The following is a 14,442-nucleotide window of genomic DNA, read 5'->3' on the forward strand; positions in this document are numbered from 1 at the left end:
ATAAAAAAGCTATAAAAATTGTTTGTTGACGTTCTTGTTCGTTTAGTTTTCAAAGAGCAATTAATAACTTCGCTCGTAAGCGACTTTCATAATATAACACATCTCATTTTATAGTGTCAATATTATTTTCAAAAAAACATAACCGCCAGTTGCGAATTAAGTCATTCGTTCGCAGCGACGGTTATTAATATAACAAGTATCTCAAAAAAGGTCAATAGGTTTTATTAATTTTTAAGATAATTTTTCACTCACTTGATAACATCTATGGAATATCCCATGTCCCTTTGTATCGAGACTAACAACATCTATTAATCCCTTTTCAATTAGGAACTCGATGAGAACAGCCAAATCTACAGAATAAGGAATCAACTCTTTCTCATTCTGAATCTCATTGAAGGTCCAATACTCCTTCATACTTAAAACTTCAATAAGATGAGCACAACCTACTTTAGTTCGAGAATGTATCATAAACTCACTAGCTAAAAATAATAACTCCAGCCTTTTTTCGATTGCCTCTTCACTATTAACAAGCTCTTCGTATAATTTTACGATCTCCGGTTCAATTTGCTTTACCTGCTGCCAAACCGTTAATTCTGGATGAAGACCATTTTCAATTACAGCAAGTCTCGCTAGATGATGTAATGAATGAACAACATAATTATATGCGTCTAAATATTGTTTGTTTTCAAAGAGTGCCTTCCCATCTATATACCGTCTAATCAGCTTTGCAAATTCTAAACCCATTTTTACTTTACGGCCATTAAAAGGAAACTCACGTAATTCTGTTTTTAAATTTGCAATATATTCATTCCGGTCAAACAATATCTTTGCATTTTGGAGCCATTCAAATATTTTGCGATTTGTACCTAGTAGAAGCCAATCATTTAATTGGCTCTCAGTAACGATATGCATAGCCGCCTTCATATCATTATAAGTATAATGCTTTATTAATAATGGCTGTTCTCCCTCTTTAACAACAATTAAAAGTATTACATCAAAGGTGTCTGTGGTATGACTTGATTTATGTCTTTTTTCTATCATCAAAACTCCAAGTGTATTGGATTGACTAGCCCGTTCCTGATAAATGGGCCGAAGAATGTCTTTCATTCATCATTCCTCCATATTTTTCGATAAACTATATGTTCGACAGTAATAATAAATCTCCTTCTTATTAAGAAGACAAATTTCGACATACTTTAACATAACATTTTTTCACAAGATGTAAATATGGTATAGTTTGTCTAGGAGGGAGAATTTATGGCTAAATATTCTAGTAAAATAAATAAAATCCGTAGTTTTGCTTTATCTTTAATCTTTATTGGCTTTATTGTAATGTACGGTGGAATTTACTTTCGGAACTCTCCACTTATCATGACCATTTTTATGCTTATAGGACTTTTATTTATTATTGCAAGCACAGTTGTTTATTTTTGGATTGGCTTGTTATCGACTAAAACGATACAAGTAACATGTCCAAGCTGTGGTAAACACACGAAAATGCTCGGAAAAGTGGATATATGTATGCATTGCCGGGAAACTCTAACACTGGATCCAAACCTTGAGGGCAAAGAGTTTGATGAATCTTATAATAAAAAATCAAAAAATAAAAAGCCGATTTCTTAATCGGCTTTTTGCTTTATTAATGCACTTCTTTACTTGTACACTCAGGACATGTTCCGTAAACTTCCATGCGATGGTTGTTAACTTTAAACCCCGTGACATGCGAAGCAAGTTGTTCCACTTCATCTAACCCTGGGTAATGAAAGTCCACTATTTTCCCGCAGTTTTCACAAATTACATGGTAGTGATGTGATGTTACAAAATCAAAACGCGCTGATGCATCACCGTATGTTAATTCTTTGACTAAACCTACTTCACGAAATACTCGTAAATTATTGTAAACTGTTGCCACACTCATATTAGGGAATTTTCCCTCTAGGGCTTTATAAATATCATCTGCAGTAGGATGTGACATCGAGTTTATTAAATATTCAAGTATCGCATGACGTTGTGGAGTAATCCGTACTCCGGTTTCCTTTAAAGTTTCCAATGCTTCTTTTAACTGATTCATCGCCATGCACCTCTATTCCAAAAATATTCTTAAATTATAATTGTTATAATTAGTTTACTAAGGAATTAATACTTTTGTCAATATTGTAATATCATAATAAAGCAAATGTTTACTTTTTTTCATTGTGTAAAGTTTGTTCCTTAACACCTAGGACATAATTTACAAATCGTGCTGTAACAAACAGCAGGTCAGATAGCCTGTTTAAATAGGCTAAAACCAGTGGATTTACTTCTTCCCCCAAAGAAACGGCACACCTTTCTGCTCTTCTAGCTGTGGTACGAGCAACATGGAAAGCAGCTCCGGCTGAATGCCCTCCAGGCAAAATAAAATTCGTCAGGACCGGAAGTGATTCATTTAACTCATCAATATTTTTTTCCATTTCTTCAATATCACTAGGATTTAGTGACCACTTAACTTCCTTACCCTTTGGTGTAGCAAGCTCTGCACCGACATGAAACAGATTTGTTTGTATTTTATGATACAGATTCTCTATTAATTCTTTCTTTTGAAAAGATTCACCGTTTAAATAACTTAATGCCAGCCCAATGAGTGAATTGGTTTCATCGCATGTACCGTACGCTTCTACCCTCAAGTCATTTTTTGCGACTCTTTGCCCATAGATTAAAGATGTCGTGCCCTTATCACCAGTTTTTGTATAAATCTTCATCTTCGTTCCCCCTTTAAAGTTCATTTCCTTAATTCTAATATATGTACATACCCAAAGATATTTATAAAATAAAAAAAGGGTCGATAATCGACCCAACAAGTTTTATCTGAGGAGGTATGCCCTAATAAAATGATATTCAATCTACAGTTGTTTGCATTGGACAAATGCCTTTTCTAACGAAAATAGGCTAAAAATAATAATGCCAAATTCCATTTTCCATTTCCTTTTTAATCCTAAAATTTAGATTATACTCGGATAACTGCATCGGTATTTGGAAATGATTGAACTTTAGCAGGGGCTGTTTCTTTATAGAGGAAACATAAAAAGAACACAAAAGACCTGCTGCAACTATATCCATTAAATTTTCCATGTTCAAGAACTTCACTATATTTGTTTATAATTCTGCTATGGTAATATAGGGATTAAGGTTATAGGAGGTTCAACATGGATGTTATAAAAAAAGGAACAACTATTCAATCATTAGAAGTAGGTATGGGAATTATTGAATCGATCGCAAAGCAGGGCAAGCCATTAAAGTTTTCGGAGATCCAAGAATTAACGCAAATTACAAAAAGTAATCTTTATAAATATTTGAACACTTTCACACAATTAGGTATTCTGTATCGCTATAAGGATACGGGCGAATTTGTATTGGGGAGCAAGTTAATAGAATATGGAATGGCTGCTGTTGATCAAGAAAATGTTATCGACCGGATTACACCTTTCCTTCAGGAAATTAACGAGAAATTTTCGAGTACAGTTATGTTTTCCAGCTGGACTCAAAGTGGTCCAATGATTGTTAAAGAGTTGAATATAAATCGGGGGATTAATATTGGGGCTCAAATAGGAACCTTACTTCCTATACGATCAGCATCGGGTAAAGTGTTTTTAGCCTTTATGGATGAACATAACATTCGTGAGTGGAAAGAAAAAGAACTTCTGCAAATACCTCCAGAAAAGGCAGGTTTGCTTGACGACGAATGTAAAACAATCAGAGAAAAGAAAATTGCCTTCGCAAGGGAACCATTGGTCCCATCGGTTTCATCCGTTTCCATTCCGGTATTAAACTATAAGAAAAGACTTCTGGGATCCGTAACCGTTGTAGGATTTTCTGAGAATATTCCTCAAAATGAACATAATGAACTATCTCAATATATGATTGAAATCAGCAAAGAAATATCAGCTAGTTTCGGTTATCAGACACAGGAGCAATAATAAAAGAAGCGAGGGAGTTTTCCCCGCTTCTTGTTGTTATTAGGTTAGATTCTCTTTTATAAACTGCAGTGCTTCTTCCACATGTCCTTTTACTTTAACTTTTCGCCATTCCTTTACTATTTTTCCATCATTATCAATGACAAATGTTGACCTTTCAATTCCCATATACTCTTTTCCGAAATTCTTCTTTAACTTCCAAACCTCATACAGCTCAGAAACACGATGATCTTCATCAAATAAGAGTATGAAAGGCAAATTGTATTTATTGATAAATTTTTCATGCTTTTCTATTGGATCGGGGCTTACTCCAATAATAACTGTTTCCAGCTCAGAAAAATTCCCGTGAAAATCCCTGAAATCACATGCTTGTGTCGTACAGCCGGGAGTCATATCCTTTGGGTAAAAATATAATACAACATTTTTATCTTTGAAATCTGCAAGTTTTACTTTTTCGCCATTACTAGCTAATAGTTCAAAATCTGGAGCTTTCTTTCCTAGCTCAATCGCCATACATACTCACCTCATGGAATATATTCTCTTCCATAAGCCTAACCAAACATGGCCAACAATACAACTATTTAATTTCTTTAACCTCTCTGTCCATTAAAGCACGTGCCACAAACGCTGCAGGCAGTGTATAGCCGATTAATGCTTCGATAACTGCCACCATCCTGCCCAGTCCATGAGGAATCACATCTCCATTTCCTACGGAAAACAGTGTCATCGCACTAAAGTAAAAGCTTGTTTCGAACAAGTTATAGTTTTTTTCAGTATTTGTTTCGACTAGCAATGATACTCCCTTTAATTCAAACAACAAATAGATGAGCCCAAACCCAAGAATAACTGTTAGATAGATCGACCCTAAAAAAAGTGCATTTTCAATGGATACGAACTTTCCTTTTATTGTGTTCGGAATAAACAATGTTCTTATACTCATAAAGATACAGAAGATAACAATTGGCAGTAAGAAATAGAACATCGGCAGCCACCTCAACTTGACCTCAATTAATCTATAACTATGCAGGCTTGGACGATAAAATATCAACATTCCTCATTAAAGCTGAATTAACAGGAAAATTTTAAAAAGTAAAACAAATAATAGTGAATGAAAAAAGTGCTATTATAGGAAGGAAGCCATTCAAGGAGGTAAAGGAATGCAATTTACTAATTCTGAACGTATACATAATGAAGCGCTAGAACATATCGTCGGCGGGGTAAATAGTCCCTCCCGCTCTTACAAAGCCGTAGGGGGCGGTGCCCCAGTAGTAATGGAACGTGCCCAGGGTGCCTATTTTTGGGATGTTGATGGCAATCAATACATCGATTACCTTGCTGCATACGGTCCAATTATCACAGGTCATGCTCATCCTCATATTACCGAAGCAATTAGAAAGGCGGCGGAGACCGGTGTTCTTTATGGCACTCCAACCCCGCATGAGGTAAAGTTTGCAAAAATGCTGAAGGACGCCATGCCTTACTTAGAAAAGGTTCGGTTTGTAAACTCAGGGACAGAAGCAGTCATGACAACAATTCGTGTGGCTCGTGCCTATACGGGCAGAGATAAAATTATCAAGTTTGCCGGATGTTATCATGGTCACTCTGATCTTGTTCTCGTTGCTGCCGGGTCCGGACCTTCTACGCTTGGAACCCCTGATTCTGCTGGTGTTCCAAAGAGTATTGCACAAGAAGTCATAACGGTCCCTTTTAATGATATCGAGCCATTTAAAGAAGCATTAGAAAAATGGGGAGACCAAATTGCCGCGGTCCTAGTAGAACCGATTGTTGGGAACTTTGGAATCGTTGAGCCAAAGCCTGGATTCTTACAGCAGGTAAATGACCTAACTCATGCAAAAGGTGCACTTGTCATCTATGATGAAGTTATTACCGCTTTCCGCTTTATGTATGGCGGTGCCCAGGATTTATTAGGGATTCAGCCAGATTTAACAGCACTCGGGAAAATTATTGGCGGGGGTCTGCCAATTGGAGCCTATGGCGGGCGCAAGGAAATTATGGAAAGTGTAGCTCCGCTTGGCCCTGCTTATCAAGCCGGAACAATGGCAGGAAATCCAGCTTCTATTCTGTCTGGAATCGCCTGTCTCGAAGTATTGAAGCAAGAAGGTGTCTACGACTACCTTGATCGCTTAGGGGCCATGTTGGAAGATGGAATACATGAAGCTGCAAAAGAGCACGGTATTCAAATTACCATCAATCGGTTAAAGGGTGCTTTTACTGTTTATTTTTCAAATGAAAAAATTGAAAACTATGAGCAGGCCGAAAATACAGACAGTGAGATGTTTGGCAGGTTCTTCAAGTTAATGCTGCAACAAGGTATAAACCTCGCTCCTTCTAAGTATGAAGCTTGGTTCTTGACCATTGCACATACAGAAGAGGACATCGAAGCAACACTTCATGCTGTGAATAATGCATTTTCTATACTTGCAGAAGAATAAATATACATTTTTTATTCATTTATCGAGAGTGATATTCACTCTCTTTTTTTATTTTTTACTTTGAAAACGTTTACATTATAACTTTCATTATATTAATTTAGTCACCATTCCCTTATTTTTCTATCCACAATCCTGCATATTTATTTGATTTCTGAAAATTCGTATGATATATTATTTTCACACAATCTGTTTTGTTGTGCCCGAAATTTTTTGTCAACAATTCTCACATATAAGCTAATAGGAGGTGAAGAGGCTTTAGAGGAAATTTATGCTGAAGCCAATTTATATGACAGAAAGATGGAACCCTTCCCTTTTTAAAGATTTCCATAAGCATGAACATGATGCATGCGGAATTGTAGCTTGTCTTGAAAAAAACAAGCAGCCTACAAGAAAGAACATTTTTGATTGCATAGATGCCCTTGTTACGATGAATCATCGTGCTGGTTTTATTAACGGCGAAGGCGATGGTGTTGGAGTTCATATTGATATTCCAAAGGCTCTATGGAAGGAAAAGTTACAATATGCAAATGTAGATCCCTCACTGGCTGACTCAGATAGCTTTGCTGTTGGTCATGTCTTTATCAGCCAAAAAGCTGACTGGGACTCTACTAAACAAGATTTACTTCAAAAACTAAAAAACTACGAACTAAAAATCATCTATGAAACAAACCAAGTTACCGACTCAAATGCCCTAGGTCCAATCGCCATTCAAGAAAATCCCGTTTTCTGGCAATTCGCATGTCTATCAGAAAAGTCCGGTCAGGATTTAACCAAGGTTCTATTTGAAGCAATCATTGATCTAGAAACCAATGAACATGTTCATGTTGCCTCGCTAAGCCAAAACCATGCTGTATATAAAGTAATGGGTGCTGGGGATATTCTTCCTCGCTATTATTTGGATTTAGCCAGCCCTATTGTTTCCTCAACCGTCACACTTGGCCATAACCGCTATTCAACTAATACATTATCTAGTTTCTTCCGGGTCCAGCCTTTTAGCGTCTTAGGACATAACGGAGAAATAAATACGATTGCAAAGCTTCGAGACGAAGCAAGAATGATTGGTGTTCCCCTCGTTAAAGATGGCAGTGACTCACAAGATTTAAGCCGCACTATGGAAACATTAATTTGCCGTGACGGATATACATTATTCGAGGCAATCGATCTCTTATTCCCGCCGATAATAAATGAAATGAAAGCTTACTCTGAGGATTTACAAGACTTATATACGTATATGCGTGAAGCATGGGGACACTTTGCCCAAGGTCCAGCTGGCATTATTTCAAGATTTGGTAATGAAGCTGTATTTAGTGTGGATGCACTTGGTCTTCGCCCGCTTTGGATGCTGGAAACGGAGACATCCTACTTATTTTCATCTGAACCAGGAATCATTCCATCCAGTGAGTTTGTAAATGATCCCAAACCTTTAGCTCCTGGTGAAAAAGTCGGCTTCAAATGGCTGAATAGTAAATTAGAAGTTTACGAGCATGACCAATTTCAAAAAGAAGTATATAACACTTTTTCAAAACGTTTAAGTTTACAAGATTTAAGAGTTCGACTACAAACACCGGTTTTAGAAAAGACCATTACCATGAATTATCCGGACAAAATCCATAACGGCCAATATAAGGCCTTCGGCTGGGAAAGAGACCATATTCAATTAATCGAGCAAATGGCTGAAAAAGGGGTAGAACCAATTCGTTCACTTGGTCATGATGCCCCGCTTGCAGCTCTAAACCCTGAGCGTAAAAACCTTGCTGATTATTTTAAAGAAAGTGTAGCCGTTGTTACGAATCCGGCGATTGACCGCGACCGTGAAACAGAGCATTTTTCTACACGAGTAATTATTGGAAAACGTCCTGATTTATTTAAAAATGAAAAAATAGATACCGTTCTAGAATTAACCACTCCCCTTCTTTTAGAGGGTAAAGCAGGTTATAACTGTTCAGAATCTATTGGTCAGCCTAGCTTTGACCAAGTCATTCAGCATTTCCAGAAAGAAAAGCTGGCTGCATTTATTCCAGCCACTTTCCGAAAAGATGAGAGTATTGATGCTGCTTTAATCAGATTATCGAAAGAAGCTGTTCACGCTGTTGATTCTGGCAAGAGTCTGCTTATCCTCGATGATGCAAATGCACATCAAGAAGATTTTTATTGGATTGACCCGCATTTAGTAACATCAGCAATTGACCAGGCATTGGTTAAAGCAGAATTAAGAAGAAATTGTTCAATCGTACTGCGTTCTGCAGCCATTCGTTCACTGCATGACATCGTCACTGTTTTTGGGCTCGGTGCAGATTTAATCAGCCCTTATTACATGTTCATGACCGTCCTGGATGAATCCAATCAACCTTTAATTAATCTTTATAGTGCTTTATCAAAGGGTCTTGAAAAAGTCATTTCAACGATTGGTATTCACGAATTACGCGGCTACGGCAGACTGTTCTCAAGTATTGGGCTGCATGAGGATATTGCAAAGGTATTAAATATCGTTAACTTCTTTGGCTCTGATGAGATTGAGAATAATTATGAAGCCATGAAGAATGATGCTTTTAACAGAGCTCGGGATTATCATAATGAGAAGGAAAGAGTTGGGAAAACCTTTCACCTCTTCCCTCGTATTTGGAAGGCTATTGGGGAAGTGGCGGCAACTGGAGACTATAGTGCTTACCGGGATAAAATAAGTGAGCAGGAAGAGCAAAATCCAACAACCATTCGTCATTTAGTTCAACTAAAAAAGAGCAATCAAGTTATTTCTCCAACTGACGTTAATATTACAGTCGGCGAGCACGATTTGCCGTTTATTATCTCTTCCATGTCGTTTGGATCACAAAATGAGATTGCCTTTAGAGCCTATGCTGAAGGTGCTGACCGCCTAAACATGGTAAGTTTAAATGGTGAAGGCGGCGAAATAAAGGATATGCTTGGAAAGTATCCAAAAACAAGGGGACAGCAAATTGCCTCTGGACGTTTTGGAGTTAATGCTGAACTGTTAAACTCTTCTAACCTATTAGAAATTAAAATTGGTCAGGGTGCGAAGCCTGGTGAAGGCGGACACTTACCTGGTTCTAAGGTTACCGCCAAGGTTGCAGCAGCACGTAATGCTACACTTGGTTCTGACTTAATTTCACCATCAAACAACCATGATATTTATTCTATTGAAGACCTGGCACAAATGATTCTAGAACTAAAAACGGGGAATGACCAAGCGAGAATTTCTGTAAAGGTACCTGTTGTACCCAATATCGGCACCATTGCGGTTGGGATTGCGAAAGCCGGCGCAGATATTATCACTTTAAGCGGTTTTGACGGTGGTACTGGTGCTGCCAGAATCCATGCACTGCAGCATGTAGGACTTCCTGTTGAAATCGGCGTGAAGGCAGCCCATAATGCCCTCGTTGAAAGCGGCCTGCGTAATAAAGTAGAAATTTGGGCAGATGGCGGAATGAAGAGTGCTATGGACGTCATGAAAGTTATGCTCCTTGGCGCAAACCGAGTGGGCTTTGGAACACTTTCGATGCTGGCAATCGGCTGTACCACTTGCCGAGGATGTCATTTAGATACCTGTCACGTTGGAATCGCAACCCAAATTGAGTCTGAGGTCCAGGCAAAGGAACATGGTCTGCGCAGATTCGTACCACGCCAGCTTGACCTGGCTGTAAATGGAATAATGAACCTTTTCTCATCCTTTGGAAATGAATTAAAGGCTTTGGCCGCTTCTGTAGGAATTACAAACCTACAGGATGCAGTGGGACGTTCTGATTTATTAGAGCAGGTTAAAGGAAAGAATCAGCTTAACCTATCCTATTTATTAAAACCGCTTGAAATCAGCCAATTCTCAAAAACAAAAGAAACAGAGTCTTTCCAAGAAGTCCAAATGCAAGTGGCAGTGGGTGCAGAGTATTTAGACGCAAGCGTAGATCAATTACATTCTTCTCGTGAATTTGATTCTGTAACCTCTGAACAGCGTGTCTTAGGAAGCAGAGTTTCCTGTCACCGTGTGCGCGGAAGACTTGATGGTTCATACCACGAGCTCCCTCCTGTGCAGCTTAAATATAAAAATGGTTCGATTCCTGGAAACGGCTTAGGAGCATATAATAGCGGCGGAATTGAGATCACTGTTAATGGCGGCGGTCAAGATGGTGTTGGAAAAACTTCATTTGGCGGCAATATCTTTATCCTTAAATCAAGAGGAAAAAATGGTAACTATTATAATGGTTCTGTCGGAAAAGGTTTTGGATATGGCGCCCAAAAAGGTCTATTAGTAGCCCAAGGTAACGCTGACGCTCGTGCAGGAATTCGTCTATCCGGTGCAGATTTAATTATCGGCGGTTTTGTGAAACAGCCAATTCCTGAAAAAGAAGCTGGAAACATTGGTGCCAACGCAAACATTAAAGGATTTGCATTTGAATATATGACGAATGGCCGGGGATTAGTTTTAGGAGATCCAGGTCCGTGGATTTGTGCCGGTATGACTGGCGGAGTGGTTTATGTCCGCCAACAGCCAGAGGCCGGTTTAACAGCCCAAGCAATCATGAGAAGGATTGCAAAAGGTGCTAAGGTTTCAGTCATGAGCTTAACCGAAAATGGGATGAAAGATGTTAAAGAGCTTCTTGGTAAATATACAGAGGTCCTTACAAATGATGGTCAGACAGAAGAAGCCAATCAGCTTAGAGCACTTCTCTCTAATCCAGAAGATCATTTTATTCAAATTGTTCCAGTAAAAGAACAAGCTGACCCAGCTGTTTCTACAGAGTAATGAAATAAAGAACGTCCGCTTTTAAGCCGGACGTTCTTTTTTGCGTATTGGAAAATATATTTAACGATTGGGTGATTAAATTCATACAATATCTCTTGATTAAATGTATGAATCCATGTATAGTACGTAAATGTTCATTATGAAGTAAATTAAAACTAATCATTAAAGCTGAAAGGAAACCATTAGGAATGAAGTTAGGTGCCCGCATTTTTAAAACGGGAATTGCAATTGTCTTATCCCTTTACTTAGCACAGCTGCTGCACTCTCCCTCTCCTGTATTAGCAGGTATTGCTGCAATCTTTGCGATTCAGCCAACGATTTATCGTTCATATTTAACGATTGTAGAACAAATACAAGGGAATTTAATTGGTGCAATTCTTGCAGTCGTTTTTGTTCTTCTACTAGGAAATCACATTATCATCATTGGTTTGGCTGCTGTGATTGTGATTATTATCAATCTTAAATTAAAAATTGAAAATACAATAGGTCTTTCCCTCGTTACTTTAATTTCGATTATGGAAACTCCCGGTACTGACTTTATCCCGTTCGCAGGAATTCGTTTCTCCACGATTATGATCGGGGTATTTTCTGCCTTTATCGTCAACCTTGTTTTCCTGCCGCCAAAATATGAAAATAAGCTTTATCTTAGAATTTCAGGGACAACAGAAGAAATTATCCGCTGGATAAGATTAAGTACGCGGCATGACTTTGACCACAATTTGTTGAAAGCCGATATTGAAAAATTAAAAGATCATTTAATGAAAATAAGCCAGTTTTATTTAATGTATAAAGAAGAAAGAAGTTATTTCAAAAAGACTAGTTTAGAGAAATCGAGAAAACTTGTGATTTTCAGGCAAATGACATCTGCTGCCAAAAGGGCTCTTGATACTTTAAAGAAACTTCATCGATTTGAAAATGAGATGCTTCATCTTCCAGAAAACTTCCAACAGTCCATAAAGGAACAGCTCGACAGTGTTATTTACCATCATGAGCAGTTAATGCTCCGGTATATTGGAAAAGTTCCTACACCCTTGGACAATGAGGCCGGTAATTGTATCAATAAAAAGGAATTATTTGATTTGTTCTTGGCCCATCAAAAGCTATTCAGCGACCAAGATGACCCGCATTTATATCATACCATGCAGATTATTTCTTCAATCATTGAGTACGGGGAACAGGTTGAACATCTAGATACCCTGATAACAAGCTTTCATTCATTTCATCATAATGAAGTATCCATTGAACAGAAGGAAATTGAATAAATTAAGTAACTTACCAGTTGTTTCTGGTAAGTTTTTCTGTTCTCGGGCTCTCATCGGGCTTATGAGTGACCACTCTTTCTGCTTTTTGCCATTCTTGGGCTCTCATCCGCCTTATGAGTGACCGCTCCCTCTTCTCTGTGAATACAAGGGCTCCCATTCCTACAAATAGGTCCTACACAATAAAAAAAAAGACGTATGCCATACGTCTTTTCATTTTGCTCTTTTCTAAGATTGGAGAGGAGTTTTTTCTTTATGCTGTTCGAGCTGCTGCACTTGAAATAACTTATAATAATGTCCTTGTTTCGCCATTAATTCTTCATGTTTGCCCACTTCGACAATTTGTCCGTGTTCGATTAAGACAATTCTATCAGCGTGGGTAATCGTGGATAAACGGTGGGCGACAACAAAGGTTGTCCGATCCTTTGCCAGTTCATCAAGTGCTTCTTGGATGAGATGTTCACTTTCTAAATCAAGTGCTGAAGTTGCCTCATCTAATATCAAAATCGGCGGATTTCTTAAAAATACGCGGGCGATGGCAACTCTTTGCTTTTGACCGCCTGAAAGCTTTACGCCTCTTTCGCCAACCTTTGTATCATAACCATTTGCTAAATTCTCAATAAAATCATGTGCATTGGCCGCTTTGGCAGCTTGATAAACTTCTTCATCACTTGCACCAGGTTTTCCTAATAGAATATTGTTCTTCACTGAATCACTGAATAGAATATTGTCCTGAAAAACTACGCCAATTTTGTCTCGCAAGGATTGAACATTGAAATGACGGATATCTACTCCATCTAAGAGAATTTTCCCCTCTGTAACATCATAGAAACGCGGGATCAGGCTGACAAGTGTTGACTTTCCTCCGCCGCTCATCCCCACAAGAGCAATCGTCTCACCTTTTTCTACCTTAAGGTTGATGTTTTTCAGAATCATTTCCTCTGACTCATTGTAGTTAAATTGAACATGATCAAAAGTAATGTCCCCTTTTACCTCTTTGCACTCGACCGCATTGGGAGCATCAACAATATCATATTTTACATCTAAGAACTCAAATACTCTGTCCATTGAGGCGAATGACTGGGTAAGGGTTGTGGAAGAGTTCACAAGCCTTCTTAACGGGTTGTACAATTTATCAATATACGCAAAGAATGCAATCATGGTCCCGAGCGTCAAACTCCCCTGGATGACCAAGTAAGCTGAGTAGCCAATTACCAAGAGCGGCGCAATATCGGTAATGGTATTCACTGCAGCAAATGCCTTCGCATTCCAGCTCGTGTGCTCTAAAGCCTTATCCAAGAAGTTCTTATTTTGCTTATCAAACTGCTTTTGTTCAAACTCTTCAATCGCAAAGCTTTTAATTACAGGCATTCCTTGCACCCGTTCATGCAAATAACTTTGGACCTCAGCCAGTGCTTGTGACCTGGAACGAGTAAGTTTACGAAGGTTGCCAAAGAAGTACTTAATCGAGATTGCATAAAGCGGGAATAGCAATATTGATACAAAAGTAAGACTCACATTCATATAAAACATAATAATAATTGCAATGATAATCGTTGCGATATCAAGCCATAAGTTCATTAGACCCGTAATTACGAATGTCTTTGTCTGCTCCACATCATTAATGACTCTTGAAATAACTTCACCTGAACGTGTATTGGCATAATACTTAAAGCTGAGTTTTTGGATATGTGTATACATCCTATCCCGTATATCATATAAAATTTTGCTTGAAGTCCATTGGGCAAAATATTGGCGGTAATATTCAATAGGCGGCCTTAATACAACAAAAACAACAATCATAACACCCATAATGATCAGTAGTTTATTTATTTTCTCATCATTCGTTAATCCGCCAGCCCCAATAATATCATCTACTACATATTTAATGAGCATTGGGATCAAAAGCGGAATGGCAAATTTAATAACGCCGATAAGAATTGTCCCTATAATTTGGATTCGATAGGGTTTAACGAATTGAAGGTATCTGCGTACGCTGCTCAAGATAGCTCCCCTTCCTTGTG

The 14,442-nt window shown here is 38.2% G+C and carries 11 protein-coding genes; 5 read left to right on the forward strand and 6 right to left on the reverse strand.

The window, feature by feature from the left end; all coding sequences use genetic code 11:
- Positions 1-231: 231 nt before the first annotated feature.
- Positions 232-1,107 (reverse strand): nucleotidyltransferase-like protein, encoded by an 876-nt coding sequence (locus SFC47_RS21000; protein ID WP_411256462.1) that lies wholly within the window; start codon positions 1,105-1,107, stop codon positions 232-234.
- Between the two features lie 150 nt (positions 1,108-1,257).
- Here SFC47_RS21000 and SFC47_RS21005 point away from each other — a divergent pair, with 150 nt between their 5' ends.
- The gene (locus SFC47_RS21005) at positions 1,258-1,623 is read left to right on the forward strand and encodes a YgzB family protein (RefSeq protein WP_411256463.1); all 366 of its coding nucleotides are present in this window, start codon (positions 1,258-1,260) and stop codon (positions 1,621-1,623) included.
- Between the two features lie 16 nt (positions 1,624-1,639).
- Here the strand turns inward: SFC47_RS21005 and perR are convergent, their stop codons facing one another.
- On the reverse strand, positions 1,640-2,077 hold the full coding sequence (gene perR, locus SFC47_RS21010; protein ID WP_411256464.1) for a peroxide-responsive transcriptional repressor PerR: 438 nt from the start codon (positions 2,075-2,077) through the stop codon (positions 1,640-1,642).
- Between the two features lie 103 nt (positions 2,078-2,180).
- A complete protein-coding gene (locus SFC47_RS21015; protein WP_411256465.1) occupies positions 2,181-2,738 on the reverse strand; it encodes a cob(I)yrinic acid a,c-diamide adenosyltransferase in 558 nt (185 codons plus the stop codon).
- Positions 2,739-3,182: 444 nt separating this feature from the next.
- Here SFC47_RS21015 and SFC47_RS21020 point away from each other — a divergent pair, with 444 nt between their 5' ends.
- On the forward strand, positions 3,183-3,953 hold the full coding sequence (locus SFC47_RS21020; protein WP_411256466.1) for an IclR family transcriptional regulator: 771 nt from the start codon (positions 3,183-3,185) through the stop codon (positions 3,951-3,953).
- Positions 3,954-3,992: 39 nt separating this feature from the next.
- Here the strand turns inward: SFC47_RS21020 and bcp are convergent, their stop codons facing one another.
- Positions 3,993-4,463: a thioredoxin-dependent thiol peroxidase gene (bcp, locus tag SFC47_RS21025; RefSeq protein WP_411256467.1), complete on the reverse strand. Its 471-nt coding sequence runs from the start codon at positions 4,461-4,463 to the stop codon at positions 3,993-3,995.
- A gap of 64 nt (positions 4,464-4,527) precedes the next feature.
- On the reverse strand, positions 4,528-4,932 hold the full coding sequence (locus SFC47_RS21030; RefSeq protein ID WP_411256468.1) for an ion channel: 405 nt from the start codon (positions 4,930-4,932) through the stop codon (positions 4,528-4,530).
- 175 nt (positions 4,933-5,107) lie between these two features.
- Here SFC47_RS21030 and SFC47_RS21035 point away from each other — a divergent pair, with 175 nt between their 5' ends.
- The 3 genes from SFC47_RS21035 (at position 5,108) to SFC47_RS21045 (ending at position 12,421) form a co-directional block, all read left to right on the forward strand.
- The gene (locus SFC47_RS21035) at positions 5,108-6,403 is read left to right on the forward strand and encodes a glutamate-1-semialdehyde 2,1-aminomutase (RefSeq protein WP_411256469.1); all 1,296 of its coding nucleotides are present in this window, start codon (positions 5,108-5,110) and stop codon (positions 6,401-6,403) included.
- Positions 6,404-6,689: 286 nt separating this feature from the next.
- Entirely contained in the window at positions 6,690-11,159 is a 4,470-nt protein-coding gene (locus SFC47_RS21040) for a glutamate synthase-related protein (protein WP_411256565.1), read from the forward strand.
- Between the two features lie 188 nt (positions 11,160-11,347).
- A complete protein-coding gene (locus SFC47_RS21045) occupies positions 11,348-12,421 on the forward strand; it encodes an FUSC family protein (protein ID WP_411256470.1) in 1,074 nt (357 codons plus the stop codon).
- A 225-nt stretch (positions 12,422-12,646) separates the two neighbouring features.
- On the opposite strand, the gene SFC47_RS21050 is transcribed toward SFC47_RS21045, so the two are convergent.
- Positions 12,647-14,422, reverse strand: a complete 1,776-nt coding sequence (locus tag SFC47_RS21050; protein ID WP_411256471.1) for an ABC transporter ATP-binding protein — start codon at positions 14,420-14,422, stop codon at positions 12,647-12,649.
- Between the last annotated feature and the right edge of the window lie 20 nt (positions 14,423-14,442).

Origin of the sequence: Neobacillus niacini, from assembly GCF_046591715.1 — a bacterium.
GTDB classification, from domain to species: Bacteria; Bacillota; Bacilli; order Bacillales; family Cytobacillaceae; genus Neobacillus; species Neobacillus niacini_L.

What these genes read in the sequence shown, in the direction of transcription:
- SFC47_RS21000 (WP_411256462.1), bottom strand. Translation starts at nt 1,107, where the DNA reads ATGAAAGACATTCTTCGGCCCATTTATCAGGAACGGGCTAGTCAATCC.
- SFC47_RS21005 (WP_411256463.1), top strand. Translation starts at nt 1,258, where the DNA reads ATGGCTAAATATTCTAGTAAAATAAATAAAATCCGTAGTTTTGCTTTA.
- perR (WP_411256464.1), bottom strand. Translation starts at nt 2,077, where the DNA reads ATGGCGATGAATCAGTTAAAAGAAGCATTGGAAACTTTAAAGGAAACC.
- SFC47_RS21015 (WP_411256465.1), bottom strand. Translation starts at nt 2,738, where the DNA reads ATGAAGATTTATACAAAAACTGGTGATAAGGGCACGACATCTTTAATC.
- SFC47_RS21020 (WP_411256466.1), top strand. Translation starts at nt 3,183, where the DNA reads ATGGATGTTATAAAAAAAGGAACAACTATTCAATCATTAGAAGTAGGT.
- bcp (WP_411256467.1), bottom strand. Translation starts at nt 4,463, where the DNA reads ATGGCGATTGAGCTAGGAAAGAAAGCTCCAGATTTTGAACTATTAGCT.
- SFC47_RS21030 (WP_411256468.1), bottom strand. Translation starts at nt 4,932, where the DNA reads ATGTTCTATTTCTTACTGCCAATTGTTATCTTCTGTATCTTTATGAGT.
- SFC47_RS21035 (WP_411256469.1), top strand. Translation starts at nt 5,108, where the DNA reads ATGCAATTTACTAATTCTGAACGTATACATAATGAAGCGCTAGAACAT.
- SFC47_RS21040 (WP_411256565.1), top strand. Translation starts at nt 6,690, where the DNA reads ATGACAGAAAGATGGAACCCTTCCCTTTTTAAAGATTTCCATAAGCAT.
- SFC47_RS21045 (WP_411256470.1), top strand. Translation starts at nt 11,348, where the DNA reads ATGAAGTTAGGTGCCCGCATTTTTAAAACGGGAATTGCAATTGTCTTA.